22 protein-coding genes are annotated in these 24,548 nt (G+C 58.1%); 15 read left to right on the forward strand and 7 right to left on the reverse strand.

Annotated features, from left to right (window positions below; all coding sequences use genetic code 11):
• The first annotated feature begins 39 nt into the window (after positions 1–39).
• The 4 genes from fmt (at position 40) to IB252_RS11585 (ending at position 4,151) form a co-directional block, all read left to right on the forward strand.
• Positions 40–999, forward strand: a complete 960-nt coding sequence (gene fmt, locus IB252_RS11570) for a methionyl-tRNA formyltransferase (RefSeq protein ID WP_192408744.1) — start codon at positions 40–42, stop codon at positions 997–999.
• Positions 996–2,306, forward strand: coding sequence for a 16S rRNA (cytosine(967)-C(5))-methyltransferase RsmB (rsmB, locus tag IB252_RS11575; protein WP_192408746.1), 1,311 nt, complete (start codon positions 996–998; stop codon positions 2,304–2,306). Before fmt ends, rsmB begins: the two co-directional genes overlap by 4 nt.
• Positions 2,307–2,328: 22 nt before the next feature.
• Entirely contained in the window at positions 2,329–3,702 is a 1,374-nt protein-coding gene (trkA, locus tag IB252_RS11580) for a Trk system potassium transporter TrkA (protein ID WP_008155683.1), read from the forward strand.
• A gap of 134 nt (positions 3,703–3,836) precedes the next feature.
• On the forward strand, positions 3,837–4,151 hold the full coding sequence (locus IB252_RS11585; RefSeq protein WP_111448168.1) for a tetratricopeptide repeat protein: 315 nt from the start codon (positions 3,837–3,839) through the stop codon (positions 4,149–4,151).
• Here IB252_RS11585 and IB252_RS11590 read toward each other — a convergent pair whose 3' ends face one another.
• The 3 genes from IB252_RS11590 to tag all read right to left on the reverse strand — a co-directional run bounded on the left by IB252_RS11590 (position 4,152) and on the right by tag (position 5,948).
• Positions 4,152–4,391 (reverse strand): PilZ domain-containing protein, encoded by a 240-nt coding sequence (locus IB252_RS11590; RefSeq protein ID WP_008155688.1) that lies wholly within the window; start codon positions 4,389–4,391, stop codon positions 4,152–4,154.
• A gap of 71 nt (positions 4,392–4,462) precedes the next feature.
• Positions 4,463–5,350, reverse strand: a complete 888-nt coding sequence (locus IB252_RS11595) for a lysophospholipid acyltransferase (RefSeq protein ID WP_192408748.1) — start codon at positions 5,348–5,350, stop codon at positions 4,463–4,465.
• 40 nt (positions 5,351–5,390) lie between these two features.
• Positions 5,391–5,948: a DNA-3-methyladenine glycosylase I gene (gene tag / locus IB252_RS11600; RefSeq protein WP_192408751.1), complete on the reverse strand. Its 558-nt coding sequence runs from the start codon at positions 5,946–5,948 to the stop codon at positions 5,391–5,393.
• 81 nt (positions 5,949–6,029) lie between these two features.
• Here tag and glyQ point away from each other — a divergent pair, with 81 nt between their 5' ends.
• From glyQ to IB252_RS11620, 4 genes are all read left to right on the forward strand, one after another.
• Positions 6,030–6,983, forward strand: a complete 954-nt coding sequence (gene glyQ / locus IB252_RS11605) for a glycine--tRNA ligase subunit alpha (RefSeq protein WP_003213601.1) — start codon at positions 6,030–6,032, stop codon at positions 6,981–6,983.
• Positions 6,980–9,034: a glycine--tRNA ligase subunit beta gene (gene glyS, locus IB252_RS11610; protein ID WP_111448171.1), complete on the forward strand. Its 2,055-nt coding sequence runs from the start codon at positions 6,980–6,982 to the stop codon at positions 9,032–9,034. Before glyQ ends, glyS begins: the two co-directional genes overlap by 4 nt.
• A 4-nt stretch (positions 9,035–9,038) precedes the next feature.
• Positions 9,039–9,578: a D-glycero-beta-D-manno-heptose 1,7-bisphosphate 7-phosphatase gene (gene gmhB / locus IB252_RS11615; RefSeq protein ID WP_165934035.1), complete on the forward strand. Its 540-nt coding sequence runs from the start codon at positions 9,039–9,041 to the stop codon at positions 9,576–9,578.
• A gap of 82 nt (positions 9,579–9,660) precedes the next feature.
• Complete coding sequence (locus IB252_RS11620; RefSeq protein ID WP_192408753.1) at positions 9,661–10,440, forward strand: lysophospholipid acyltransferase family protein; 780 nt, start codon at positions 9,661–9,663, stop codon at positions 10,438–10,440.
• Positions 10,441–10,728: 288 nt separating this feature from the next.
• On the opposite strand, the gene gyrB is transcribed toward IB252_RS11620, so the two are convergent.
• Genes gyrB through dnaA form a run of 4 tightly spaced genes read right to left on the reverse strand, consistent with a single transcriptional unit; the run spans position 10,729 to position 16,945 of the window.
• Positions 10,729–13,152 carry a DNA topoisomerase (ATP-hydrolyzing) subunit B gene (gene gyrB, locus IB252_RS11625; RefSeq protein WP_192408755.1) on the reverse strand — a complete coding sequence of 808 codons (2,424 nt, stop codon included), beginning with the start codon at positions 13,150–13,152 and terminating at the stop codon, positions 10,729–10,731.
• Between the two features lie 5 nt (positions 13,153–13,157).
• The gene (gene recF / locus IB252_RS11630) at positions 13,158–14,261 is read right to left on the reverse strand and encodes a DNA replication/repair protein RecF (protein WP_008155701.1); all 1,104 of its coding nucleotides are present in this window, start codon (positions 14,259–14,261) and stop codon (positions 13,158–13,160) included.
• A 20-nt stretch (positions 14,262–14,281) separates the two neighbouring features.
• Complete coding sequence (gene dnaN, locus IB252_RS11635) at positions 14,282–15,385, reverse strand: DNA polymerase III subunit beta (protein WP_008155702.1); 1,104 nt, start codon at positions 15,383–15,385, stop codon at positions 14,282–14,284.
• A gap of 39 nt (positions 15,386–15,424) precedes the next feature.
• Positions 15,425–16,945, reverse strand: a complete 1,521-nt coding sequence (gene dnaA, locus IB252_RS11640) for a chromosomal replication initiator protein DnaA (protein WP_111448174.1) — start codon at positions 16,943–16,945, stop codon at positions 15,425–15,427.
• A gap of 567 nt (positions 16,946–17,512) precedes the next feature.
• On the opposite strand from dnaA, the gene rpmH reads away from it, so the two are divergent.
• The 7 genes from rpmH to rsmG all read left to right on the forward strand — a co-directional run bounded on the left by rpmH (position 17,513) and on the right by rsmG (position 24,532).
• The gene (gene rpmH, locus IB252_RS11645; protein ID WP_003213577.1) at positions 17,513–17,647 is read left to right on the forward strand and encodes a 50S ribosomal protein L34; all 135 of its coding nucleotides are present in this window, start codon (positions 17,513–17,515) and stop codon (positions 17,645–17,647) included.
• Between the two features lie 16 nt (positions 17,648–17,663).
• Complete coding sequence (gene rnpA / locus IB252_RS11650; protein WP_031319201.1) at positions 17,664–18,065, forward strand: ribonuclease P protein component; 402 nt, start codon at positions 17,664–17,666, stop codon at positions 18,063–18,065.
• Positions 18,058–18,303, forward strand: a complete 246-nt coding sequence (yidD, locus tag IB252_RS11655; protein WP_074872215.1) for a membrane protein insertion efficiency factor YidD — start codon at positions 18,058–18,060, stop codon at positions 18,301–18,303. The genes rnpA and yidD overlap by 8 nt, the downstream gene beginning before the upstream one ends.
• Positions 18,304–18,305: 2 nt before the next feature.
• The gene (gene yidC / locus IB252_RS11660; RefSeq protein ID WP_111448176.1) at positions 18,306–19,991 is read left to right on the forward strand and encodes a membrane protein insertase YidC; all 1,686 of its coding nucleotides are present in this window, start codon (positions 18,306–18,308) and stop codon (positions 19,989–19,991) included.
• Between the two features lie 79 nt (positions 19,992–20,070).
• Positions 20,071–21,441, forward strand: coding sequence for a tRNA uridine-5-carboxymethylaminomethyl(34) synthesis GTPase MnmE (gene mnmE, locus IB252_RS11665; protein ID WP_111448177.1), 1,371 nt, complete (start codon positions 20,071–20,073; stop codon positions 21,439–21,441).
• 551 nt (positions 21,442–21,992) lie between these two features.
• Entirely contained in the window at positions 21,993–23,891 is a 1,899-nt protein-coding gene (mnmG, locus tag IB252_RS11670) for a tRNA uridine-5-carboxymethylaminomethyl(34) synthesis enzyme MnmG (protein WP_008155707.1), read from the forward strand.
• Positions 23,888–24,532: a 16S rRNA (guanine(527)-N(7))-methyltransferase RsmG gene (gene rsmG, locus IB252_RS11675; protein WP_008155708.1), complete on the forward strand. Its 645-nt coding sequence runs from the start codon at positions 23,888–23,890 to the stop codon at positions 24,530–24,532. Before mnmG ends, rsmG begins: the two co-directional genes overlap by 4 nt.
• Positions 24,533–24,548: the final 16 nt, after the last annotated feature.

The raw sequence follows: 24,548 nt of genomic DNA on the forward strand, positions 1-24,548 counted from the left end.
TTGCTGCGGCAAGCCTTTTTCTTTTGCGAGACCTTTTGAATGACTGAGCCACTGCGCATCGTCTTTGCCGGCACCCCGGAATTCGCCGCCGAACACCTCAAGGCCCTGCTCGACAGCCCTTACGAGATCGTCGCGGTCTACACCCAACCGGACCGTCCGGCGGGTCGCGGGCAAAAGTTGATGCCAAGTCCGGTCAAGCAGTTGGCTCTGGAAAACAACATCCCGGTGCTGCAACCGCCAACCCTGCGCAACGAAGACGCTCAGGCTGAACTGGCTGCGCTCAAGCCGGACTTGCTGGTGGTGGTCGCCTACGGCCTGATCCTGCCGCAAGTGGTGCTGGATATTCCGCGTTTGGGCTGCATCAACAGCCACGCCTCCTTGCTGCCACGCTGGCGCGGTGCGGCGCCGATCCAGCGCGCCGTCGAAGCGGGCGACAGCGAAAGCGGCGTGACCGTGATGCGCATGGAACTGGGCCTCGACACCGGGCCGATGCTGCTCAAAGTCACCACCCCGATCACCGGTGAAGACACCGGCGGCAGCCTCCACGACCGTCTGGCGGAAATGGGTCCGCCAGCGGTGATTCAGGCGATTGCCGGCCTCGCTGCCGGGACGCTGGAAGGCGACGTGCAGGACGATAGCCTCGCCACTTATGCTCACAAATTGAACAAAGATGAAGCGCGCATCGACTGGAGTCGTCCGGCGGTTGAGCTGGAACGCCTGGTTCGCGCCTTCAATCCGTGGCCGATCTGCCACAGCACGCTGAATGGCGAAGCATTGAAGGTGCTGGCCGCCAGCCTCGCTGAAGGGCAGGGCGCTCCCGGTGAAATCCTCAGCGCCAGCAAGGACGGTTTGATCGTCGCCTGCGGTGAGCAAGCCCTGTGTCTGACTCGTCTGCAATTGCCCGGCGGCAAGGCGCTGAACTTCAGCGACTTGTTCAACAGCCGTCGTGAGAAATTCGCCGTCGGCACCGTCCTCGGTCAAGCGGCGCACGCTCAATGAATCCACGTCTGGCCGCCGCCAAGGCACTTGCTGCTGTTCTTAACGGAAAAGCCTCACTCAACAGTTCCCTGCCGACGCAGATGGACAAGGTCGAAGACCGTGACCGCGGCTTCACCCAGGATCTGGCGTTCGGCACCGCGCGCTGGCAGCCGCGTCTGTCGGCGCTGGCGGCCAAGTTGCTGCAGAAGCCGTTCAAGGCAGCCGACGCCGATGTCGAAGCGCTGTTGCTGGTCGGTCTCTACCAATTGCTCTACACCCGGGTTCCGGCCCATGCCGCCATCGGTGAAACCGTGGGGTGCGCCGACAAGCTGAAAAAGCCCTGGGCCAAGGCCTTGCTCAACGCCGTGCTGCGCCGCGCCCAGCGTGAAAGCGAAGCGCTGCTGGCCGAGCTGGAACACGATCCGGTGGTGCGCACTGCCCACCCGCGCTGGCTGCAGAAATCCCTGAAAGCCTTCTGGCCTGAACAATGGGAAGCCATTTGCGCGGCGAACAACGCGCATCCGCCGATGATCCTGCGGGTCAACCGTCGCCATCACAGCCGCGATGCTTATCTCGGGTTGCTGACCGACGCCGGCATCGCCGCCACGCCGTGTGTTTACAGTCAGGACGGCATCATTCTCGACGCCGCTGCCGACGTGCGCAGCTTGCCGGGATTCGCCGAAGGCTGGATCAGTGTGCAGGACGAAGCCGCGCAACTGGCCGCCGATCTGCTCGACCTGGCACCGGGCCAACGGGTGCTGGACGCGTGCTGTGCACCGGGCGGCAAGACCTGCCACATCCTTGAAGCCGAGCCGGCACTCGCCGGCGTGGTGGCAGTGGACCTGGAAGCCAAGCGTCTGGTGCGAGTGCGGGAAAACCTCGCACGCCTGGGCCTGAGCGCCGAACTGATCGCCGCCGACGGCCGCGACACCGCGACCTGGTGGGACGGCAAACCGTTCCAGCGCATTCTGCTCGACGCGCCATGCTCGGCCACTGGTGTCATCCGTCGTCACCCGGACATCAAGCTGACTCGTCAACCCGACGACATCGCCGCACTCGCGGTTCTCCAGGGCGAACTGCTCGATGCCATGTGGATAACTTTGGAGGTCGGCGGCATCCTGCTGTACGCCACCTGCTCCACGCTGCCGACCGAGAACACCGAAGTCATCGAAGCCTTCCTCGCCCGCACGCCGGGCGCCCGTGAACTGGACCTCGCCACGACGGCCGGTATCAAGCAGCCCCATGGCCGCCAATTGCTGGCCCAGGAAGACGGCCACGACGGGTTTTACTACGCCAAGCTGATCAAGATCGCCGCCGCGCGCGGTTAAACGGATTCAATGGAGTGACTGGATGAAAATCATCATCCTCGGCGCAGGGCAGGTCGGCGGTTCGCTGGCAGAACACTTGGCCAGCGAGGCCAACGACATCACCGTGGTGGACACTGATGGCGAACGCCTGCGCGACCTCGGCGATCGGCTGGACATCCGCACCGTGCAAGGCCGCGGCTCGCTGCCGACGGTGCTGCGTCAGGCCGGCGCGGACGACGCCGACATGCTGGTGGCGGTGACCAACAGCGACGAAACCAACATGGTGGCCTGCCAGGTTGCCCACACCCTGTTCCACACCCCGACCAAAATCGCCCGGGTTCGCGAAGCGGCCTACCTGACTCGTTCCGAGCTGTTCGATAACGAAGCGATCCCGGTAGACGTGCTGATCAGCCCGGAGCAAGTGGTCACCAATTACATCAAGCGTCTGATCCAGCATCCGGGCGCCTTGCAGGTGATCGACTTCGCCGAAGGCAAAGCCCAATTGGTGGCGGTCAAGGCGTACTACGGCGGCCCGCTGGTGGGTCAGCAACTGCGTCAGCTGCGCGAACACATGCCGAATGTAGAAACCCGTGTGGCGGCGATTTTCCGTCGTGATCGGCCGATCCTGCCGCAGGGCGATACGGTGATCGAGGCCGACGACGAAGTCTTTTTCATCGCCGCCAAGGCGAATATTCGCGCCGTGATGAGCGAAATGCGCCGTCTCGACGAGAGCTACAAACGCATCGTCATCGCTGGCGGCGGGCAGATCGGTGAACGTCTGGCCGAGGCTATCGAAAGCCGTTACCAAGTGAAGATCATCGAGATGAACCCGGCGCGCTGTCGTCATCTCTCGGACACCCTCGACAGCACTGTGGTGTTGCAGGGCAGTGCCTCCGACCGCGACTTGCTGATGGAAGAGAACATCGCCGACGCCGACCTTTTCCTGGCCCTGACCAACGACGACGAAGCCAACATCATGTCTTCGCTGCTGGCCAAACGCCTGGGTGCGAAGAAGGTGATGACCATCATCAACAACCCGGCGTACGTCGATCTGATCCAGGGCGGCGATATCGACATCGCCATCAGCCCGCAATTGGCAACCATCGGCACCTTGCTGGCCCACGTGCGCCGCGGCGATATCGTCAGCGTGCACTCATTGCGCCGGGGCGCGGCGGAAGCCATCGAGGCGATTGCCCACGGTGATGAGAAGTCGAGTAAGGTCATCGGCAAGGCCATTGAGAACATCGGCCTGCCGCCGGGCACCACCATCGGCGCAATCATCCGCGACGAAGAGGTGATCATTGCCCACGACGACACCGTGATTGCGGCGGGCGACCATGTGATTCTGTTCCTTGTGGATAAGAAGCATATTCGGGATGTGGAAAAGCTGTTCCATGTGGGGCTGAGCTTTTTCTGACTGATCGTTCCCACGCTCTGCGTGGGAATGCCTCAACGGACGCTCCGCGTTCGGCTTTGGATGGGACGCGGAGCGTCCCGGGCTGCATTCCCACGCGGAGCGTGGGAACGATCACTGACTGAGGGGAAATACCAATGATCGAATCCCTGGAAAAAATGCTCGCAAAGGGTGTGGATAACTCATTGCTGCGCTTCGGCCTGGGCAAGGGTTATCTGGATCTTGGGGAATACGCCAAGGCCGCTGAGCATTTCCAGCGTTGCGTCGAATTCGATCCGAAATATTCGGCAGCCTGGAAGCTATTGGGCAAAGCCCATCTGGGGCTGGAGGATTTCGCGTCCGCACGTCAGGCGTGGGAACAGGGTCTGGAAGCCGCTCGCGCCCATGGCGACAAACAGGCTGAAAAGGAAATGACCGTGTTTCTGAAGAAACTTGAGCGTCAGGCTCACTGATCAAAGGTATCGCAGGCCAATGCCCTCAGCATCCACCAGCACCACTTCCATACGCACCCGCGGCGCGCCTGTGGGTAAGTCTTGCACCTGACCGTAAACCACCGCGCCCTTGGGCAGGGCCGACAAGCCCGGATGCTTGACGTAGACGCCTGTCGTCGACAGGTTACGCGTCTGGCCCAGACATTCGCCGAAGCTGTGGTGGCTGATCTTGATGCGAAACGATTTTCGGTGTTCGGACATCTTCTGCGCCCTTTATTGAACGGTTGTGGATAACCCTGGCCCCTGGTTATCCACAGATCATGCCAATCGACTCAGTACCAGCGTTCTTCACCCGGCGGCCGCTTCTTGAAGCGCTTCATGCTCCACATGTACTGGCTCGGATACGCCCGCACATAGCGCTCGACCACCTGACTCATGGCCGCGCAGGACGTTTCGGTATCGGTGCTGTACATGGCTTCTGGCGCGGCTTCGAGGATCACTTTGTAACCCGAACCGTCCGGCAGACGTAGCGCATGCAGGAACACGCCGACCGCTTTGCCGCCGGCGAGCATGTTCGGTACGAATTTACTGGTCAGGGCCTGGGTGGCGAAGAACGGCACGAAAATCCCGGCGGATTCGGCCGGTTCCGGGTCAGCGGGAATGCCCACTGCACCACCTTTGCGCACTTCCTTGATGACACTGAGGATGCCTTCCTTGGTGGAAGCGGCCACCCGGTTGCCCAATTGCACCCGCTGCTTGCGCAGCAAATCATCCACAGCCTTCAGCTTTGGCGGACGATAAAAGATGATCGGTTTGCACTGGCTGCAATAGAAATGGTTCAACACTTCCCAGTTGCCCAGGTGACTGGTGATGCCGACGACCCCTTTGCCGGAGGCGAGGGCGTCCTTTAATACGTCGAGGCCTTCGACTTCACGCACCAGGTCGATGGAACGCTGGGCCGGCCAGATCCAGGCACAGGCACTTTCGGTCAGGGATTTGCCGATGTCTTTCAGGCTCTGGCCGACCAGACGCTCACGCTCGGCCGGGTCCATGTCCGGGAAACACTTGGCGAGATTGATCCTCACCACGTCGCGGGAACGGTTAGGGGTTTTCCACATGACCCAGCCGATGGCCGAGCCCACTGCCTGCACTGCCCGCCACGGAAGCAGGGCAAACAGCCGCAGAGCGCCTACCAGCAAGGCGCCTTTAAACTTATCCACAGGTCACTCCTGATTTTGTGCTGTGCGCGAGGCGGCTATTCTAACCGCCGTTCGCCAGCACCGCGTAGCGATCGCAATCCTGGGTGTGGTCCATGACCATGCCCGAGGCCTGCATCAGCGCGTAACAAATAGTCGGGCCGACGAAGGTGAAGCCGGCCTTTTTCAGGCCTTTGCTCATCTCCACGGCGGTCGGCGTCACGGCCGGCACTTCGCTGCGATCCTTGAAATGATTGATCACAGGCTTGCCGTCGACGAAGGACCAGAGAAACTCCACCGGATCCTCCAGCACCAGCCAGGCCTGGGCATTGCGCCGGGCCGCGTTGAGTTTGAGGCGATTGCGAATGATGCCCGGATCGAGCATCAACTCATCGATTTCGGCGTCGCTCATCTGCGCCACGCGTTGTACGTCGAAGCCGAACATGACCTCGCGATAACGCTCACGTTTACGCAGCACGGTGATCCAGGAAAGGCCTGCCTGGAACCCTTCGAGCAAAAGCAACTCGAACAATCCCTGCGCATCGCGTAGCGGCGTGCCCCACTCCTGATCGTGATAAGCCATGTACAGCGGATCTTCGGAACACCAAAAGCAGCGTGGCATAAGGCTCCAGGGGGCGTGCGCAGGACCGAATCGGGTATACTCCCGCTCTTTAAATCGCAGCCCAAGAAACAGGTGAATTTCGTGAGCCAGCCTACGCCAGCCGTGCGTACCTTCCAAGACTTGATCCTCGCCCTCCAGCAATACTGGGCCGAGCAAGGTTGTGTGGTACTTCAGCCCTACGATATGGAAGTAGGCGCCGGGACTTTCCACACTGCCACGTTTCTGCGCGCCATTGGCCCGGAAACCTGGAACGCCGCTTATGTGCAGCCCAGTCGTCGCCCGACTGACGGCCGCTACGGCGAAAACCCGAACCGTCTGCAGCACTACTATCAGTTCCAGGTAGTCTTGAAGCCGAACCCGGACAACTTCCAGGAACTGTACCTGGGCTCCCTCAAGCACGTCGGCCTGGACCCATTGGTCCACGACATTCGCTTCGTTGAAGACAACTGGGAATCGCCAACACTGGGCGCCTGGGGTCTGGGCTGGGAAGTCTGGCTCAACGGCATGGAAGTGACGCAGTTCACTTACTTCCAGCAAGCGGGCGGCATCGAGTGCTACCCGGTGACCGGCGAGATCACTTACGGCCTTGAGCGCCTGGCCATGTACCTGCAAGGCGTGGACTCGGTCTACGACCTGGTCTGGGCTGACGGTCCGTTCGGCAAAGTGACCTACGGCGACGTGTTCCACCAGAACGAAGTGGAGCAGTCGACCTACAACTTCGAACACGCCAACGTCGAGAAGCTGTTCGAACTGTTCGATTTCTACGAAAGCGAAGCCAAGCGCCTGATCGAACTCGACCAGCCGCTGCCGTTGCCAAGCTACGAAATGGTGTTGAAGGCCTCCCATACCTTCAACCTGCTGGATGCTCGCCGGGCAATCTCGGTGACCGCGCGTCAGCAATACATTCTGCGTGTCCGCACTCTCGCGCGTTCCGTTGCGCAAGCTTACCTGTTGGCTCGCGCCAAGCTGGGCTTCCCAATGGCGACCCCGGACCTGCGTGACGAAGTACTGGCCAAGCTGGAGGCAGCACAATGAGTGCTCTGGATTTTCTGGTTGAACTGGGCACCGAAGAGCTGCCACCCAAAGCCCTGAACACCCTGGCCGACGCGTTTCTGGCCGGTATCGACAAGGGTCTGCAAGCCGCTGGCCTGAACTACGAGACCAAAACCGTCTACGCCGCACCACGTCGTCTGGCTGTGCTGATCACCGATCTGGCGACTCAGCAACCGGATCGCAGCATCAACCTCGACGGCCCGCCACGTCAGGCCGCATTCGATGCCGAAGGCAACCCGACTCAAGCGGCATTGGGCTTCGCCAAGAAGTGTGGCGTCGACCTGAGCGAAATCGATCAAAGCGGCCCGAAACTGCGTTACAGCCAGAGCATCGCCGGCAAACCGACCGCGAGCCTGCTGGCGACCATCGTCGAAGATTCCCTGAACGACCTGCCGATTCCCAAGCGCATGCGCTGGGGTGCTCGAAAGGAAGAATTCGTTCGTCCAACCCAGTGGCTGGTGATGTTGCTCGGTGACCAGGTCATCGATTGCACCATCCTCGCCCAGAAAGCCGGTCGCGATTCCCGTGGCCACCGCTTCCATCACCCGCAAAGCGTGCGCATCACCTCGCCGGCCAACTACCTGAGCGACCTGCGTGCCGCTTACGTATTGGCCGATGCCAATGAGCGTCGCGAGCTGATCAGCAAGCGCGTCGACGAGCTGGCGACGATGCAGGAAGGGACGGCGATCGTGCCGCCAGCGCTGCTCGACGAAGTAGCCGCGCTGGTTGAATGGCCGGTGCCGCTGGTGTGCTCGTTCGAAGAGCGTTTCCTCGACGTGCCGCAAGAAGCCCTGATCACCACCATGCAGGACAACCAGAAGTATTTCTGCCTGCTGGATGCCGACGGCAAGTTGCTGCCACGTTTCATTACCGTGGCCAACATCGAAAGCAAAGACCCGCAGCAGATCATCGCCGGTAACGAGAAAGTGGTTCGCCCACGCCTGACCGACGCTGAGTTCTTCTTCAAGCAAGACAAGAAGCAGAAACTCGAAGACTTCAACCTGCGTCTGCAGAACGTGGTGTTCCAGGAAAAGCTCGGCAGCGTCTACGACAAGGCCGAGCGCGTTTCCAAACTCGCTGCGTTCATCGCCCAACGCATTGGCGGTAACGCCGCGTGGGCTTCCCGTGCAGGCCTGCTGTCCAAGTGCGACCTGGCGACCGAGATGGTCGGTGAGTTTCCGGAGATGCAAGGTGTCGCCGGTTACTACTACGCCCTCAACGACGGCGAGCCGGAAGAAGTCGCTCTGGCGCTGAACGAGCAATACATGCCGCGCGGTGCCGGTGCTGAACTGCCGACCACCCTGACCGGTGCGGCCGTGGCCATCGCTGACAAGCTCGACACACTAGTGGGCATTTTCGGTATCGGCATGCTGCCAACCGGTAGCAAAGACCCGTATGCCCTGCGCCGTGCTGCACTCGGCGTGTTGCGCATCCTGATCGACAAGAAGCTCGACCTCGACTTGAACGATGCCGTGGCGTTCGCCGTGAATGCGTTCGGTACCAAGGTCAAGGTTGCCGGCCTCAACGACTCGGTGCTGGAGTTCGTCTTCGACCGTCTGCGTGCCCGTTACGAAGACGAAGGCGTGGATGTCGGGACTTACCTGTCGGTGCGTGCCCTGAAACCGGGGTCGGCGCTGGACTTCGATCAGCGCGTACAAGCGGTAGAAGCGTTCCGCAAATTGCCGGAAGCCGCTGCCCTGGCCGCAGTGAACAAGCGCGTTTCGAACTTGCTGAGCAAGGTAGAAGGCTCTGTTCCTTCGGTCGTGGAAGCCAAGTACTTCGACAATGCCAACGAGTTCTCCCTGTATTCCGCGATCCAGCAGGCTGACCAGGCTGTCCAGCCGATGGCTGCGGCGCGTCAATACAGCGAATCGCTGGCACGTCTGGCTGCCTTGCGCGAGCCGGTGGATGCGTTCTTCGAAGCCGTGATGGTCAACGCTGAAGATGCCAAGGTCCGCGCCAACCGTTATGCGTTGCTGTCGCGTCTGCGTGGGCTGTTCCTCGGCGTCGCCGACATTTCGCTGCTGGGCTGAGGGGCTGCTGTTGAAACTGCTGATTCTCGATCGGGACGGGGTGATCAATTACGACTCCGACGCTTACATCAAGTCGGTGGAGGAGTGGATCCCGCTCCCGGGTTCGATCGAAGCCATCGCGCAGTTGAGCAAGGCCGGCTGGACGGTAGCGGTCGCTACCAACCAGTCAGGCATCGCTCGCGGCTATTACGACATCGCCACCCTGGACGCCATGCACGAGCGCTTGCGCGAGCGAGTGGCGGAGCAGGGCGGTGAAGTCGGGCTGATCGTCTATTGCCCGCACGGGCCGGACGATGGCTGCGATTGCCGCAAACCAAAACCCGGGATGTTGAAAACCATCGCCGCGCATTACAACGTATCGCTGACCAATGTTTGGTTTGTCGGCGACACCCTTGGTGACCTGGAGGCTGCCAAAGCCGTCGATTCTCAGCCAGTTTTGGTAAAGACCGGGAAAGGCGAAAAGACTTTGGGCAAGACCCTACCGGTAGGCACCTTGATTTTTGACGATCTGGCGGCGATTGCCGCAGAACTTATCCACAATTAGAGTGCTTCGATTGTCCTGACCAGGGATTGATCGGGAGTGCGCTTTATATAGACGGGCAGAGCCCGCAACGGTAAACGTCGCCATGTCGATACTGCAGGCCATCAGAACTTTCCTCTTTTATCTGTTGCTAGGCACCAGCTCCTTGCTTTGGTGCAGCCTGAGCTTTTTTATCGCGCCTTTTCTGTCGTTCAAGGCGCGTTATCGCTTCATCAACGTGTACTGGTGCCGCTGCGCGTTGTGGCTGAGCAAAGTCTTTCTGGGCATCAGCTACGAAGTAAAGGGGGCCGAGAACGTGCCCGACCAGCCCTGCGTGATTCAGTCGAACCACCAAAGCACCTGGGAGACGTTCTTTCTATCCGCCTACTTTGAGCCATTGAGCCAGGTCCTTAAGCGCGAACTGCTCTACGTTCCTTTTTTCGGCTGGGCCATGGCCATGCTGCGACCCATCGCCATCGACCGCGACAACCCGAAAGCGGCGCTCAAGCATGTGGCGAAGAAGGGCGATGAACTGCTGAAGGATGGTGTCTGGGTTCTGATCTTCCCTGAGGGAACACGCGTTCCTTACGGCACCATCGGAAAGTTCTCTCGCGGTGGTACCGCGTTAGCCGTCAACGCCGCACTTCCCGTGCTGCCGATTGCGCACAATGCTGGCAAGTTCTGGCCGAAAACCGGTTGGGCGAAGAAGCAGGGCGTCATTACCGTGATCATTGGCGCCCCCATGTATGCCGAGGGTAGCGGGCCGCGAGCGATTGCCGAGCTGAATGATCGGGTCCAGGCCTGGAACGAGCAGATGCAACGTGAAATGGGTTCGCTGCCGGCAGCCCCTGCGGCCCCTTCTGCCAATGATCAGGTGGCTGTCTGAGATTCTGTGGATAACCTGTGTACCGTTTTGTCGAAAAGTAGCGTTTTTTGTTTTTAAGCTTATGATTTATATACATATTTCTTAAACACATAAAACGCCGAAAATGGTGCATAAGTTTTTTTCGGGCGCAAAAAAACCGGCTGATATAGCCGGTTTTTTTATGCCTGCGATTTGTTGGATTTCAGGTTTCGGAAAAGGCTGAAGAGGGAAGTGATCTCAGGGAATTGCAGGTAATAAAAAAAGGCCAACGCTTGAGCGTTGGCCTTTTTCGTTGGCAGGTTCGCTGGATCAGAAGTCCAGGTTGGAAACCGCCAGGGCGTTCCTCTCGATGAAGTCACGACGAGGCTCGACCGCATCACCCATCAGGGTGTTGAAGATCTGGTCCGCGCCAATGGCGTCTTCGATGGTCACTTTGAGCATCCGGCGCTGACTTGGGTCCATAGTGGTTTCCCACAGCTGATCCGGGTTCATCTCACCCAGACCTTTGTATCGCTGGATGGTGTGACGCTTGGTGCTTTCGGCCATCAGCCATTCAAGGGCTTCCTTGAACTCGGTGACCGGCTTCTTGCGCTCGCCACGCTGGATATACGCGCCGTCGTCCAGCAAGGTGCTCAGTTGAGCTCCCAGGGAAACAACAGTCTTGTAATCGTTGCTGCCGAAGAAGTCGCGGTTGAAGGTGACGTAGTTCGACAGGCCGTGGGAGATCAGTTCGACCTCAGGCAGCCAGACATTACGTTCACGGTCTTCACGCAGGCTGGCTTTGTAAACCAGGCCGGACTTCTCGACGGTGCGCAGACGAACTTCGTACTGGGCCATCCAATCCTGCATCGCTGCGTGATCGGAGAGTTGCTCCAGGCTAACGGCAGGCAGGTAGATGAAGTGCTCGGTCAGCTCCTGTGGGTACAGGCGCGACAGACGCTTGAGCGTCTTCATGACCAGACGGAAGTCATTCACCAGACGCTCAAGAGCCGGTCCGGAAATGCCCGGTGCTTCCTCGTTCAGGTGCAGGCTCGCATCTTCCAGGGCCGACTGCGTCATGTACTCTTCCATGGCGTCGTCGTCTTTGATGTATTGCTCTTGCTTGCCTTTCTTGACCTTGTACAGCGGTGGCTGGGCGATGTAGATGTAGCCGCGCTCGATCAGCTCCGGTAACTGACGGAAGAAGAAGGTCAGCAGCAGGGTACGGATGTGCGAACCGTCGACGTCAGCATCGGTCATGATGATGATGTTGTGGTAACGCAGCTTCGCGATGTTGTACTCATCGCGGCCAATGCCACAGCCCAGCGCGGTGATCAAGGTGCCCACTTCTTGCGAAGAGATCATCTTGTCGAAGCGCGCCTTCTCGACGTTCAGGATCTTGCCCTTGAGAGGCAGGATGGCTTGGGTCCGACGGTTGCGTCCCTGCTTGGCGGAGCCGCCAGCAGAGTCACCTTCCACGAGGTACAGTTCGGAAAGGGCAGGGTCTTTTTCCTGGCAGTCAGCCAGTTTGCCCGGCAGGCCGGCGATATCCAGCGCGCCTTTACGACGTGTCATCTCACGGGCTTTACGCGCCGCTTCACGAGCGCGAGCCGCATCGATCATCTTGCCGACGACCAGCTTGGCTTCGTTCGGGTTTTCCAGCAGGAAGTCGGAGAAGTACTTGCCCATTTCCTGTTCGACCGCGGTCTTCACTTCGGAAGAAACCAGCTTGTCTTTGGTCTGGGAGCTGAACTTCGGATCCGGCACTTTTACCGAGATGATCGCGGTCAGGCCTTCACGGGCATCGTCACCGGTGGTCGCGACTTTGTGCTTCTTCGCCAGACCTTCGGCCTCGATGTAGGTGTTCAGGTTACGCGTCAGAGCGGAACGGAAACCCACCAGGTGAGTACCGCCATCGCGCTGTGGAATGTTGTTGGTGAAGCACAACAGGTTCTCGTTGAAGCTGTCGTTCCACTGCAAGGCGATTTCCACGCCAATGCCGTCTTCGCGTTGGATGTTGAAGTGGAACACCTGGTTGACCGGAGTCTTGTTGGTGTTCAGGTATTCAACGAAAGCACGCAGGCCACCCTCGTACTTGAACAGCTCTTCCTTGCCGCTGCGCTCATCCTTGAGGACGATGCCGACACCGGAGTTGAGGAAGGACAGTTCACGAATCCGCTTGGCCAGGATGTCCCAGCTGAAGTGGATGTTCTTGAACGTCAGGTCGGACGGTTTGAAGTGGATCTGGGTGCCGGTGGTTTCACTCTCACCGACGATTTTCATCGGTTCTTTTGGAACACCGTGAATGTAGGTCTGTTCCCAGATTTTGCCGCTGCGGCGAACGGTCAAGACCAGCTCTTCGGACAAGGCGTTCACAACCGACACACCTACACCGTGCAGGCCGCCGGATACTTTGTAGGAGTTATCGTCGAACTTACCGCCGGCGTGCAGCACGGTCATGATGACCTCGGCTGCCGAGACGCCTTCTTCTTTGTGCACGTCTACCGGGATACCACGACCATTGTCGCGAACGGTGATGGATTCATCCGGGTGGATGATGATGCTGATGTCGTCGCAGTGGCCAGCGAGCGCTTCATCGATGGAGTTGTCGACTACCTCGAAGACCATGTGGTGCAGACCGCTACCATCGTCGGTGTCACCAATGTACATACCGGGACGTTTGCGTACGGCATCCAGGCCTTTCAGCACTTTAATGCTCGTTGAGTCGTAGGTATTCGTATTTTCTTCGCTCAATGCCTTCACTCCCGATGGTCGTGGGTCTGGGTGATACGGCCCTGTTCCACGTGGAACAGAGCGACTGGCGTATCCGTCTGCCAGCCTTCCCTCAATAATTCGTGATCTACACAGGTGATAAACACCTGGCAGCGTAAGTCTTCCAGCAAGCGGCAAAGCGCGCGGCGGTGGTGCTCGTCCAGTTCAGACGGCAGGTCATCCACCAGATAAATACACTGGCCACGTCGGGCCTGGCTGACCAAGTGCCCTTGGGCGATCCGCAATGCACAGACCACCAACTTCTGCTGACCGCGAGACAAGATGTCCGCGGCGTTATGTGCGCCCAATCTAAGACGCAAATCAGCACGCTGTGGTCCGGCCTGGGTATGACCCATTTGCTGATCCCGCTGAAGGGACCCGGCGAGCACTGCACTCAGTTCTCGGTCTTTGTCCCAACCTCGGTAATAGCTGAGCGTTAAGCCCTCGAGCTCAACCAGTTCGCTCAAGGTCTGTTCAAAGACTGGTTTCAAGGCTTTGATATAAGCGCGGCGGTATTCATCAATTTCAGCGCTGGCCTGGCACAGTTCCCTGTCCCAAACCGCTTGCGAAACGGCGTCAAGTGTACCATGCCGCAGCCAAGAGTTTCTCTGGCGCAGGGCCTTCTGCAAGCGCTGCCAGGTGGACATGAATCGTGGTTCCACGTGGAACACGCCCCAGTCGAGAAACTGTCGGCGAATCTTCGGGGCGCCTTCCAGCAAGCGGAAACTGTCGGGGTTGATCAACTGCAGCGGCAGAATTTCCGCCAGTTGCGCCGCGCTCCGGGCATTCTGCCCATCGATGCGAATCTGGAACTCTCCTTGACGGTCTCGGGAGATCCCCAAGGCACTGTGCCCACCCTCGGCCAGCTCCACCTGCCCAAACACCGTACAGGCGAGCTGCTCGTACTGGATGACCGGTAACAGGCGGGTGCTACGAAACGAACGGGCAAGCCCCAGCAGATGAATGGCTTCCAGAACACTGGTTTTGCCGCTGCCGTTGGCGCCGTAAAGAATGTTGATTCGGGGGGAGGGGGAGAAGGTCACCGGGTGCAGATTGCGCACCGCGGTGACCGAGACGCGACTTAAGGACATCTAGCTTCTGCTGAGCATGATTACAGACGCATCGGCATGACAACGTAGGCCGAGTCGTCGTTGTCGGACTCTTGCACCAGCGCGCTGCTGTTGGAGTCGGACAGGATCAAACGAACCTGCTCAGTGGTCATCACGCCCAGTACGTCGAGCAGATAGCTCACGTTGAAGCCGATTTCCAGATTGCCGCCGTTGTACTCGACGCCCACTTCTTCTTCCGCTTCTTCCTGTTCCGGGTTGTTCGCCTGGATCTTCAGCTGACCATTGGCCAGTTGCAGACGGATGCCGCGGTACTTCTCGTTGGACAGAATCGCGGTACGGCTGAAGGCTTCACGCAGGGCCTGACGATCGCCGAGTACCAGCTTGTCGCCACCTTTTGGAAGAACACGTTCGTAGTCCGGGAATTTGCCGTCGACCAGTTTCGAGGTGAAGGTGAACTCGCCGGTGGTGGCGCGGATGTGGTGTTGACCCAGGACGATGCTGACAATGCCGTCCGGCTCAGTCAGCAGGCGCGCCAGTTCAAGGATACCTTTACGTGGCACGATGACCTGGTGGCGATCCGGCTGACCGATATCGGCCTTCATCGAGCACATGGCCAGACGGTGACCGTCGGTGGCCACGGCGCGGATGATGCCTTCGGAAACTTCCAGCAGCATACCGTTGAGGTAATAGCGCACGTCCTGCTGGGCCATGGCGAAGCTGGTGCGTTCGATCAGACGACGCAATTTGCTTTGCTCAAGGCTGCACGTCAACGAGCCTGGGCCTTCTTCCACAGTCGGGAAGTCATTGGCCGGCAGGGTCGACAGGGTGAAGCGGCTACGGCCGGCCTTCACCACGAGCTTCTGCTCGTCGACCTTGATGTCGATCAGCGCATCGTTGGGCAAGCTTTTGCAGATATCCATCAGCTTGCGCGCAGGCACAGTGATGGAACCTGGATCAGCAGGCTCTTCGAGTTGTACACGACCGACCAGCTCGACTTCCAGGTCGGTACCGGTCAGCGACAATTGCTGGCCTTCGACAACCAGCAGCACGTTGGAGAGCACCGGCAAGGTCTGTCGGCGCTCGACGACGCCTGCGACCAGTTGCAGGGGTTTCAACAGGGCTTCGCGTTGAATGGTGAAATGCATGGTCTAGTCCCTTGCCTTAATAAGCTGCGCTGGTGTTCATCAAGTGGTCAGTGTACGCAGCAGGTTCTTATAGTCCTCGCGGATGTCCGCGTCGGATTCCTTAAGTTCATTGATCTTGCGGCAGGCGTGCAAAACGGTCGTGTGGTCGCGGCCGCCAAACACATCGCCGATTTCCGGCAGGCTGTGGTTAGTCAACTCTTTGGACAACGCCATGGCAACCTGACGCGGACGAGCGACCGAGCGTGAACGACGCTTGGACAGCAGGTCGGAGATCTTGATCTTGTAGTACTCGGCGACAGTGCGCTGAATGTTATCCACAGAGACCAGTTTGTCTTGCAGTGCCAACAGATCTTTCAGGGATTCGCGAATCAACTCGATGGTGATATCGCGGCCCATGAAGTGCGAGTGGGCGATCACGCGTTTGAGCGCGCCTTCCAGCTCACGGACGTTGGAACGAATACGCTGGGCAATGAAGAACGCCGCGTCATGGGGCAGATCGACTTTGGCCTGATCGGCCTTTTTCATCAGGATCGCCACGCGGGTTTCCAGCTCCGGCGGCTCGACGGCTACCGTCAGGCCCCAGCCGAAGCGGGATTTGAGGCGCTCTTCAAGGCCTTCGATTTCTTTCGGGTAGCGGTCACTGGTGAGAATGACCTGCTGGCCACCTTCAAGCAGGGCGTTGAAGGTGTGGAAAAACTCTTCCTGGGAACGTTCCTTGCGGGCGAAGAATTGAATGTCATCGATCAGCAACGCATCCACCGAACGGTAGAAGCGCTTGAACTCGTTGATAGCGTTCAGCTGCAGGGCCTTGACCATATCGGCCACGAACCGCTCGGAATGCAGGTACACAACCTTGGCATTCGGATTCTTCTTTAACAGGTGGTTACCCACAGCGTGCATCAAGTGGGTTTTACCCAAACCGACGCCACCATAAAGGAAGAGCGGGTTGTAACCGTGCTTAGGATTGTCCGCCACTTGCCAGGCCGCAGCCCGGGCCAGTTGGTTGGACTTGCCCTCGACGAAGTTTTCGAAGGTGAAGGTGCGGTTCAGGTAGCTGGTGTGCTTGAGCGCGCCTTCAACCTGCACCGTACGCTGTTCGGCGCGAATCGGAGCTTGTTGCGAACTGGCCCCGGCCATCGGGTCGAAACTGTCGCGCGATGGCTCTTCATTAATGTCGGCAACTTTTTGCGTCGCACGCTTGGTCGGAGCGGTTACCTGGGCTGGTGCCGGAGCGCTGACGGGTGCTTGAGCAGCCTGAGCCTGTGAAGCAGCGGCGGCCAACGGAGCATTCGGGGCGGCACGTGGTGCCGAACTGCGTTTGCTGCCTATTAATAAGGACAGCGCCGGCGCAATGCCGTTGCCATGCTCATCCAGCAGTTCAAGAACGCGGCCCAGGTACTTTTCGTTGACCCAGTCGAGAACAAAACGATTCGGTGCGTAGACACGCAACTCGTCGCCTTCGGCTTCGACCTGTAGTGGACGGATCCAAGTGTTGAATTGTTGGGCAGGCAGCTCATCGCGCAAAAGCTCCACGCACTGCTGCCAAAGTTCCACTGACACGGATATCCCCTAAGTTGAAAGCCGGTGAGGCAAAAACAAGCCGCCATTGTAGCCGACCAAGCCCCGACTTATCCACACGAAGGTTGTGCACCGCCCATGAAGAATCAGTGATTTATACGAAAAAAAGACGACCAGCGGTCTGTGCATAAGCTCTGTGGATAACCGGGTCTAAGGTCGTTGCACAAGTAGGGGGGAAACTCGGTGGATAACCACCCTGTGGATAAGTATCTCTTTCACACACAGCTTATCCGACAGTGCAGCACAGGGTTACCACCGTTTTCCACCGTAGTTGTCATTCTCTGTACATCACGACTTTAAAGGGCTGATGGCAGTTATCCACAGATGATCGCCTCCCTAGCTTTTATAAGCTTTACAGAAAAGCTTTAAATACTTTCCTTCTTAATTTCTATATCTAGCCGGGGAGCTGGACAGGAAAAACGTCTGGAGATCTATTTATAAGGAAACGCTGGTTGGAAATTGACCTAGAGGCTTGCTTTCTCTAGAATCCCCGGTCTCTTAAAACGGGGGCCATTCCGGCCCGTTGTGGACGAACCAGGTAACACGACAATGAAACGTACTTTCCAACCAAGCACTATCAAACGCGCTCGTACCCACGGTTTCCGTGCTCGCATGGCTACCAAGAACGGTCGTGCCGTCCTGTCGCGTCGTCGCGCCAAAGGTCGTGCGCGTCTGGCAGTTTGATAATCCGGCACTGGAGGTGAGTCAGGACTTCAGTCGGGAAAAGCGTCTGCTTACTCCCCGGCATTTCAAGGCAGTCTTTGACTCCCCTACCGGCAAGGTTCCGGGGAAAAATCTCCTGCTCCTTGCGCGCAACAACGATCTCGATCACCCCCGTCTCGGGCTGGTTATCGGGAAAAAGAGCGTAAAGCTCTCCGTCGAGCGCAATCGCCTCAAACGTCTGATGCGCGAATCGTTCCGTCTGAACCAGGACTCACTGGCCGGCTGGGACATCGTTATCGTCGCGCGCAAAGGTTTGGGTGACGTAGAAAACCCCGAATTGATTCAGCATTTCGGCAAACTCTGGAAGCGTCTGGCACGTAGCACGCCGGTACCAGCAGTCAAAACCGAAACTGTAGGGGTAGACAGTCCCGATGCGTAAACTGGCACTCGTTCCGATCCAGTTTTATCGCTATGCCATTAGTCCTCTGATGGCCAGTCACTGTCGTTTCTACCCCAGTTGTTCCTGCTACGCGTATGAAGCCATAGAAAATCATGGCCTTCTGCGCGGTGGCTGGCTGGCCTTTCGTCGTTTAGGTCGCTGTCATCCGTGGAATCCCGGTGGTTATGACCCGGTTCCATCTATCCCTACCTCCCGTTCTTCTTCGATGGCCGAGTAATCATGGATATCAAACGCACGATCCTGATCGTCGCCCTGGCAATCGTGTCCTACGTTATGGTTCTTAAATGGAACCAGGACTATGGCCAGGCTGCCCTGCCGACTCAGAATGTTGCTTCCAGTACTACCGCACCGGGCCTACCGGATACGGCGACTGGCAATAATGCTTCTGTCAGTGACGACATTCCACGCGCCGCAAGCGATACCAGCGCAACTGCACCTGCTGAAACACCAGTAGCTGCAAGCAAAGACCTCATCCAGATCAAAACGGATGTGCTCAACCTGGCAATCGATCCACAAGGTGGTGATGTTGCGCAGTTGACGCTGCCGCTGTATCCACGTCGCCAGGACCATCCGGAAATTCCATTCCAGTTGTTCGATAACGGCAACGAGCGGACTTATCTGGCTCAAAGCGGTTTGATCGGCACCGACGGTCCGGACGCAAGTCCTGCCGGTCGTCCGGTTTACTCCTCGGAGAAGAAGATTTACCAACTGGCTGACGGTCAGGACCAATTGGTCGCAGACCTGAAGTTCAGCAAGGACGGCGTCAACTACATCAAGCGTTTCACCCTGAAACGCGGCCTGTATGACGTAACCGTTTCCTACCTGATCGATAACCAGAGTGCCAAACCCTGGTCCGGTGCAATGTTCGCGCAATTGAAGCGTGACGCCAGCTCCGATCCTTCTTCCAGCACCGCCACCGGCACCGCGACTTACCTGGGCGCCGCCCTGTGGACAAGTAACGAGCCGTACAAGAAAGTGTCCATGAAGGACATGGACAAGGCACAGCTGAAAGAAAACGTTAACGGTGGTTGGGTTGCATGGTTGCAACACTACTTCGTGACCGCGTGGATTCCGGCGAAAGGCGAGAACAACCTCGTCCAGACCCGTAAAGACAGCAAAGGCAACTACATCATCGGCTACACCGCTCCGGCAATCTCTGTCGCGCCAGGTGCAAAAGCCGAGACCAGTGCCGTTCTGTATGCCGGTCCGAAAAGCCAGGCTGTGCTGAAAGAGTTGTCCCCAGGTCTGGAACTGACCGTCGACTACGGCATTCTGTGGTTCATTGCCCAGCCAATCTTCTGGCTGCTGCAACACATCCACGCGCTGGTCGGTAACTGGGGCTGGTCGATCATCTTCCTGACCATGCTGATCAAGGGGATTTTCTTCCCGCTGTCGGCTGCCAGCTACAAATCCATGGCGCGCATGCGTGCAGTGGCACCGAAACTGGCCGCGCTGAAAGAGCAACATGGCGACGACCGGCAGAAAATGTCGCAATCAATGATGGAGCTGTACAAGAAAGAGAAGATCAATCCGCTGGGTGGTTGCTTGCCAATCCTCGTGCAGATGCCGGTTTTCCTTTCGCTGTACTGGGTTCTGCTGGAAAGCGTTGAAATGCGCCAAGCGCCGTTCATGCTGTGGATTACTGACCTGTCGATCAAGGACCCGTTCTTCATTCTGCCGATCATCATGGGTGCAACCATGTTCATCCAGCAGCAGTTGAACCCGACTCCTCCGGATCCGATGCAGGCCAAGGTGATGAAGCTGATGCCAATCATCTTCACCTTCTTCTTCCTGTGGTTCCCGGCTGGTCTGGTACTGTACTGGGTAGTGAACAACTGCCTGTCGATCGCCCAACAGTGGTACATCACGCGTAAGATCGAAGCAGCTACCAAAGCAGCTGCCTGATTTACACTGTGGATAACCACTCAAAACGCCCCCTAGTGGGGCGTTTTGCTATCTGTCACTTTTGTCTGGATAACGGTTTATGAGCGTTCCTCGTGAAACCATCGCCGCCGTCGCCACCGCTCAAGGTCGTGGCGGTGTGGGCATCGTCCGTATTTCCGGGCCGCTGGCGAGTGTTGCGGCCAAGGCCTTCAGCGGTCGTGAACTCAAGCCAAGATTTGCCCACTACGGCCCGTTCCTCAGTGAAAACGATGAGGTGCTGGATCAAGGCATCGCCTTGTATTTTCCCGGCCCGAACTCATTCACCGGTGAAGATGTGCTGGAACTCCAGGGCCATGGCGGTCCGATAGTTCTGGATATGCTGCTCAAGCGTTGCCTGGAACTGGGCTGTCGGTTGGCCCGACCGGGTGAATTCAGCGAGCGCGCGTTCCTCAATGACAAACTCGACCTGGCTCAGGCCGAAGCCATCGCCGACTTGATCGAGGCGAGTTCTGCACAAGCTGCACGAAATGCCCTGCGTTCCTTGCAAGGCGCATTTTCCGAGCGTGTGCATAACCTCACCGAGCAACTGATTGGACTGCGCATCTATGTCGAAGCGGCGATCGACTTCCCGGAAGAAGAAATCGACTTCCTCGCCGATGGACACGTACTGAGCATGCTCGACAAAGTACGTGACGAGTTATCCACCGTACTCCGAGAAGCCGGGCAGGGTGCCTTGCTGCGTGACGGGATGACCGTGGTGATCGCCGGCCGGCCGAATGCCGGTAAATCCAGCCTGTTGAATGCATTGGCCGGTCGTGAAGCCGCTATCGTCACCGAGATTGCCGGCACTACCCGGGACATTCTTCGTGAACATATCCACATCGATGGCATGCCGCTGCACGTGGTCGATACCGCAGGTCTGCGAGATACCGACGACCAGGTGGAAAAAATCGGCGTCGAACGAGCGCTGAAAGCGATTGGCGAGGCTGATCGTGTGTTGTTGGTAGTCGATGCTACGGCTCCTGAGGCACTTGATCCGTTCGCGTTATGGCCTGAATTTCTGGAAATCCGTCCCGATCCGGCGAAAGTCACGCTAATCCGTAACAAGGCAGACCTCACGGGCGAAGCCATTGCCCTGGAAATCAGCGAGGATGGCCATGTCACCATCAGCCTGAGCGCCAAGTCTGCAGGTGAAGGGCTGGAATTGCTGCGCGATCACCTCAAGGCCTGCATGGGCTACGAACAGACCTCGGAAAGCAGCTTCAGTGCTCGCAGGCGTCACCTTGAAGCGTTGCGTCACGCCAGTGCTTCCCTTGAGCACGGCCGTGAGCAGTTGACCCTGGCGGGTGCCGGTGAACTGTTGGCCGAGGATTTGCGCCAGGCTCAGCACGCTTTGGGTGAAATCACCGGTGCATTCAGCTCCGATGACCTGCTGGGACGGATCTTTTCCAGCTTCTGTATCGGTAAATAATCCTCCCCGTTGTCCACAGACAGGCCATTCGTGCCTGTCTGTTCCCTCCTTTTCTTCAATTCTCTTCCAGTGCTGAGCCGATTCTTTCTGCTTGAGCGGATTTTCCGTGTCCGGGATTTGCTTATTCAGCCGTTTTCTGTGGATTAAGCCCTGTGAATAACTGCCACTAAGGGCAGTTGATAACAGGGCCTCAAAACTGAAGATAACCGCCCCTGTGGATAAGCACCCCTTTCATCCACAGGCTTAAACCGGTTATCCAAGGGCCTCCTTGGCACATGACCACAGGGTTTTGAATCTCTGTACACATTGAATGTAAAGGCTTGTAGCGTTCTATCCACAGAAAGGTGGCTCAGTAGAAATAAACATAAAAACAAAGATTTAATAAATTTCTCTCTTTTTAATTTCTATAACCGCGACTTCTCCACAGCTGGTTAAATTTTGTGCAAAGGGTTCTTTAGGAAGGGCGAAGTCCCTATACTTGCCGACCAGGTCCAAAAACCTGAGCTCAAACTATTCCTGATTACCTAACTGAAGCAGGCACGAGGTGCGTGGTGGATTTCCCTTCCCGTTTTGAAGTGATCGTCATCGGCGGCGGTCATGCCGGTACCGAGGCAGCACTGGCCTCAGCACGCATGGGTGCAAAAACCCTGTTGCTGACGCATAACGTGGAAACCCTCGGTGCCATGAGTTGCAACCCCGCTATCGGTGGGATCGGCAAAAGCCATCTGGTCAAGGAAATCGATGCCCTCGGCGGCGCGATGGCCATGGCGACCGATAAAGGTGGTATTCAATTTCGCGTATTGAACAGCCGCAAAGGCCCGGCCGTGCGGGCAACCCGCGCTCAGGCTGATCGGGTTCTGTACAAGGCCGCTGTCCGCGAAATCCTCGAAAACCAGCCGAACCTGTGGATATTTCAACAGGCTGCAGACGACCTGATCGTCGAGCAGGAACAAGTGCGCGGTGTTGTCACCCAAATGGGCCTGCGTTTCTTCGCGGACTCCGTGGTGTTGACCACTGGCACCTTCCTCGGTGGACTTATCCACATCGGAATGCAGAATTTTTCCGGTGGCCGCGCCGGTGATCCACCGTCGATCGCCCTGGCTCACCGTTTGCGTGAATTGCCATTGCGCGTCGGTCGCCTGAAAACCGGTACACCGCCGCGTATCGACGGTCGTTCTGTGGATTTCTCGGTGATGACCGAGCAAGCCGGCGATACACCGATCCCGGTGATGTCGTTCATGGGTTCCAAAGAGCAGCATCCGAAACAGGTCAGCTGCTGGATTACCCACACCAACGCCCGCACCCACGAAATCATTGCTGCCAACCTGGATCGGTCGCCGATGTATTCCGATGCCGGGTTGATCGAAGGCATCGGTCCGCGGTACTGCCCGTCGATCGAAGACAAGATCCATCGCTTTGCCGACAAGGACAGCCATCAGGTCTTTATCGAACCGGAAGGCCTGACGACCAACGAGCTGTACCCGAACGGGATATCCACATCCTTGCCGTTCGACGTGCAACTGCAGATCGTGCAATCGATCCGCGGCATGGAAAACGCGCACATCGTTCGTCCGGGTTATGCCATCGAATACGACTACTTCGACCCGCGTGACCTGAAGTACAACCTGGAAACCAAAGTCATCGGCGGTCTGTTCTTCGCCGGGCAAATCAACGGCACCACCGGTTACGAAGAAGCCGGCGCCCAGGGTTTGCTGGCCGGGGCCAACGCCGCACTGCGTGCTCAGGGCAAAGATGCCTGGTGCCCGCGTCGCGACGAGGCGTACATCGGCGTGTTGGTCGACGACCTGATTACCCTGGGTACCCAGGAACCGTATCGGATGTTCACCTCCCGCGCCGAATACCGCCTGATCCTGCGTGAAGACAACGCCGACCTGCGCTTGACCGAAAAAGGTCGCGAACTGGGTCTGGTGGATGACGCGCGTTGGGCTGCGTTCTGCACCAAACGCGAAAGCATCACGCTGGAAGAGCAACGCCTGAAAAGTACCTGGGTGCGCCCGGGCACCGAGCAAGGCGACGCGATTTCCGAGAAATTCGGCACGCCGCTGACCCACGAATACAACTTGCTCAACCTGCTGAGCCGTCCGGAAATCGACTACGCTGGTCTGATCGCCGTGACCGGTGGCGGCGCAGAAGATCCACAAGTCGCCGAGCAGGTCGAAATCAAGACCAAATACGCCGGTTACATCGATCGCCAGCAGGATGAAATCGCACGGCTGCGGGCCAGCGAAGACACAAAACTACCTGTGGATATCGATTACACGAATATTTCCGGTCTCTCCAAAGAGATCCAGAGCAAGCTCGGTGCGACCCGTCCAGAGACTTTGGGCCAGGCGTCGCGTATCCCGGGTGTGACGCCGGCAGCGATTTCGCTGTTGATGATTCATTTGAAAAAACGCGGCGCGGGCCGTCAGTTGGAGCAAAGCGCTTGAGTTCGTTGGTCACCTCGCAACACGCAGAAGAGTTATCCACAGGTGCTCGCCAGCTCGGTGTCACGCTGACAGAAACCCAGCATGCTCAACTGCTGGGTTATCTGGCCCTGTTGATCAAATGGAACAAGGCTTACAACCTGACCGCCGTACGCGATCCGGATGAAATGGTTTCCCGTCACTTGCTCGATAGTTTGAGCGTGATGTCGTTCGTCGAAAACGGCCGCTGGCTGGACGTTGGCAGCGGTGGTGGCATGCCGGGTATTCCGCTGGCCATCCTGTTTCCAGAGTCCCAAGTGACTTGCCTGGACAGCAACGGCAAGAAAACCCGCTTCCTGACTCAGGTCAAACTCGAACTCAAACTGGATAACCTGCAAGTTATCCACAGTCGCGTCGAAGCTTTTCAACCTGCTCAGCCATTCAACGGGATCATTTCCCGGGCGTTCAGCAGCATGGAGAACTTCAGCAACTGGACTCGCCACCTCGGCGACACCGAAACACGTTGGCTGGCAATGAAGGGCGTTCATCCCGCCGATGAGCTGGTAGCATTGCCGGCAGACTTCCACCTCGATAGCGAACACGCCCTGGCCGTACCCGGTTGCCAAGGCCAACGCCATCTGCTGATACTGCGCCGCACGGCATGATTGGGAACACAAGCAA

Source organism: Pseudomonas sp. PDM10 (assembly GCF_014852295.1).
In the GTDB taxonomy this organism is placed as follows: domain Bacteria; phylum Pseudomonadota; class Gammaproteobacteria; order Pseudomonadales; family Pseudomonadaceae; genus Aquipseudomonas.

Coding starts and splice junctions, on each gene's coding strand:
- mnmE (WP_111448177.1), top strand. CDS start 20,071: ATGAGCGTTCCTCGTGAAACCATCGCCGCCGTCGCCACCGCTCAAGGT.
- tag (WP_192408751.1), bottom strand. CDS start 5,948: ATGCCACGCTGCTTTTGGTGTTCCGAAGATCCGCTGTACATGGCTTAT.
- IB252_RS11620 (WP_192408753.1), top strand. CDS start 9,661: ATGTCGATACTGCAGGCCATCAGAACTTTCCTCTTTTATCTGTTGCTA.
- IB252_RS11590 (WP_008155688.1), bottom strand. CDS start 4,391: ATGTCCGAACACCGAAAATCGTTTCGCATCAAGATCAGCCACCACAGC.
- dnaN (WP_008155702.1), bottom strand. CDS start 15,385: ATGCATTTCACCATTCAACGCGAAGCCCTGTTGAAACCCCTGCAACTG.
- yidD (WP_074872215.1), top strand. CDS start 18,058: ATGCGTAAACTGGCACTCGTTCCGATCCAGTTTTATCGCTATGCCATT.
- IB252_RS11585 (WP_111448168.1), top strand. CDS start 3,837: ATGATCGAATCCCTGGAAAAAATGCTCGCAAAGGGTGTGGATAACTCA.
- recF (WP_008155701.1), bottom strand. CDS start 14,261: ATGTCCTTAAGTCGCGTCTCGGTCACCGCGGTGCGCAATCTGCACCCG.
- glyS (WP_111448171.1), top strand. CDS start 6,980: ATGAGTGCTCTGGATTTTCTGGTTGAACTGGGCACCGAAGAGCTGCCA.
- fmt (WP_192408744.1), top strand. CDS start 40: ATGACTGAGCCACTGCGCATCGTCTTTGCCGGCACCCCGGAATTCGCC.
- rpmH (WP_003213577.1), top strand. CDS start 17,513: ATGAAACGTACTTTCCAACCAAGCACTATCAAACGCGCTCGTACCCAC.
- yidC (WP_111448176.1), top strand. CDS start 18,306: ATGGATATCAAACGCACGATCCTGATCGTCGCCCTGGCAATCGTGTCC.
- rsmB (WP_192408746.1), top strand. CDS start 996: ATGAATCCACGTCTGGCCGCCGCCAAGGCACTTGCTGCTGTTCTTAAC.
- trkA (WP_008155683.1), top strand. CDS start 2,329: ATGAAAATCATCATCCTCGGCGCAGGGCAGGTCGGCGGTTCGCTGGCA.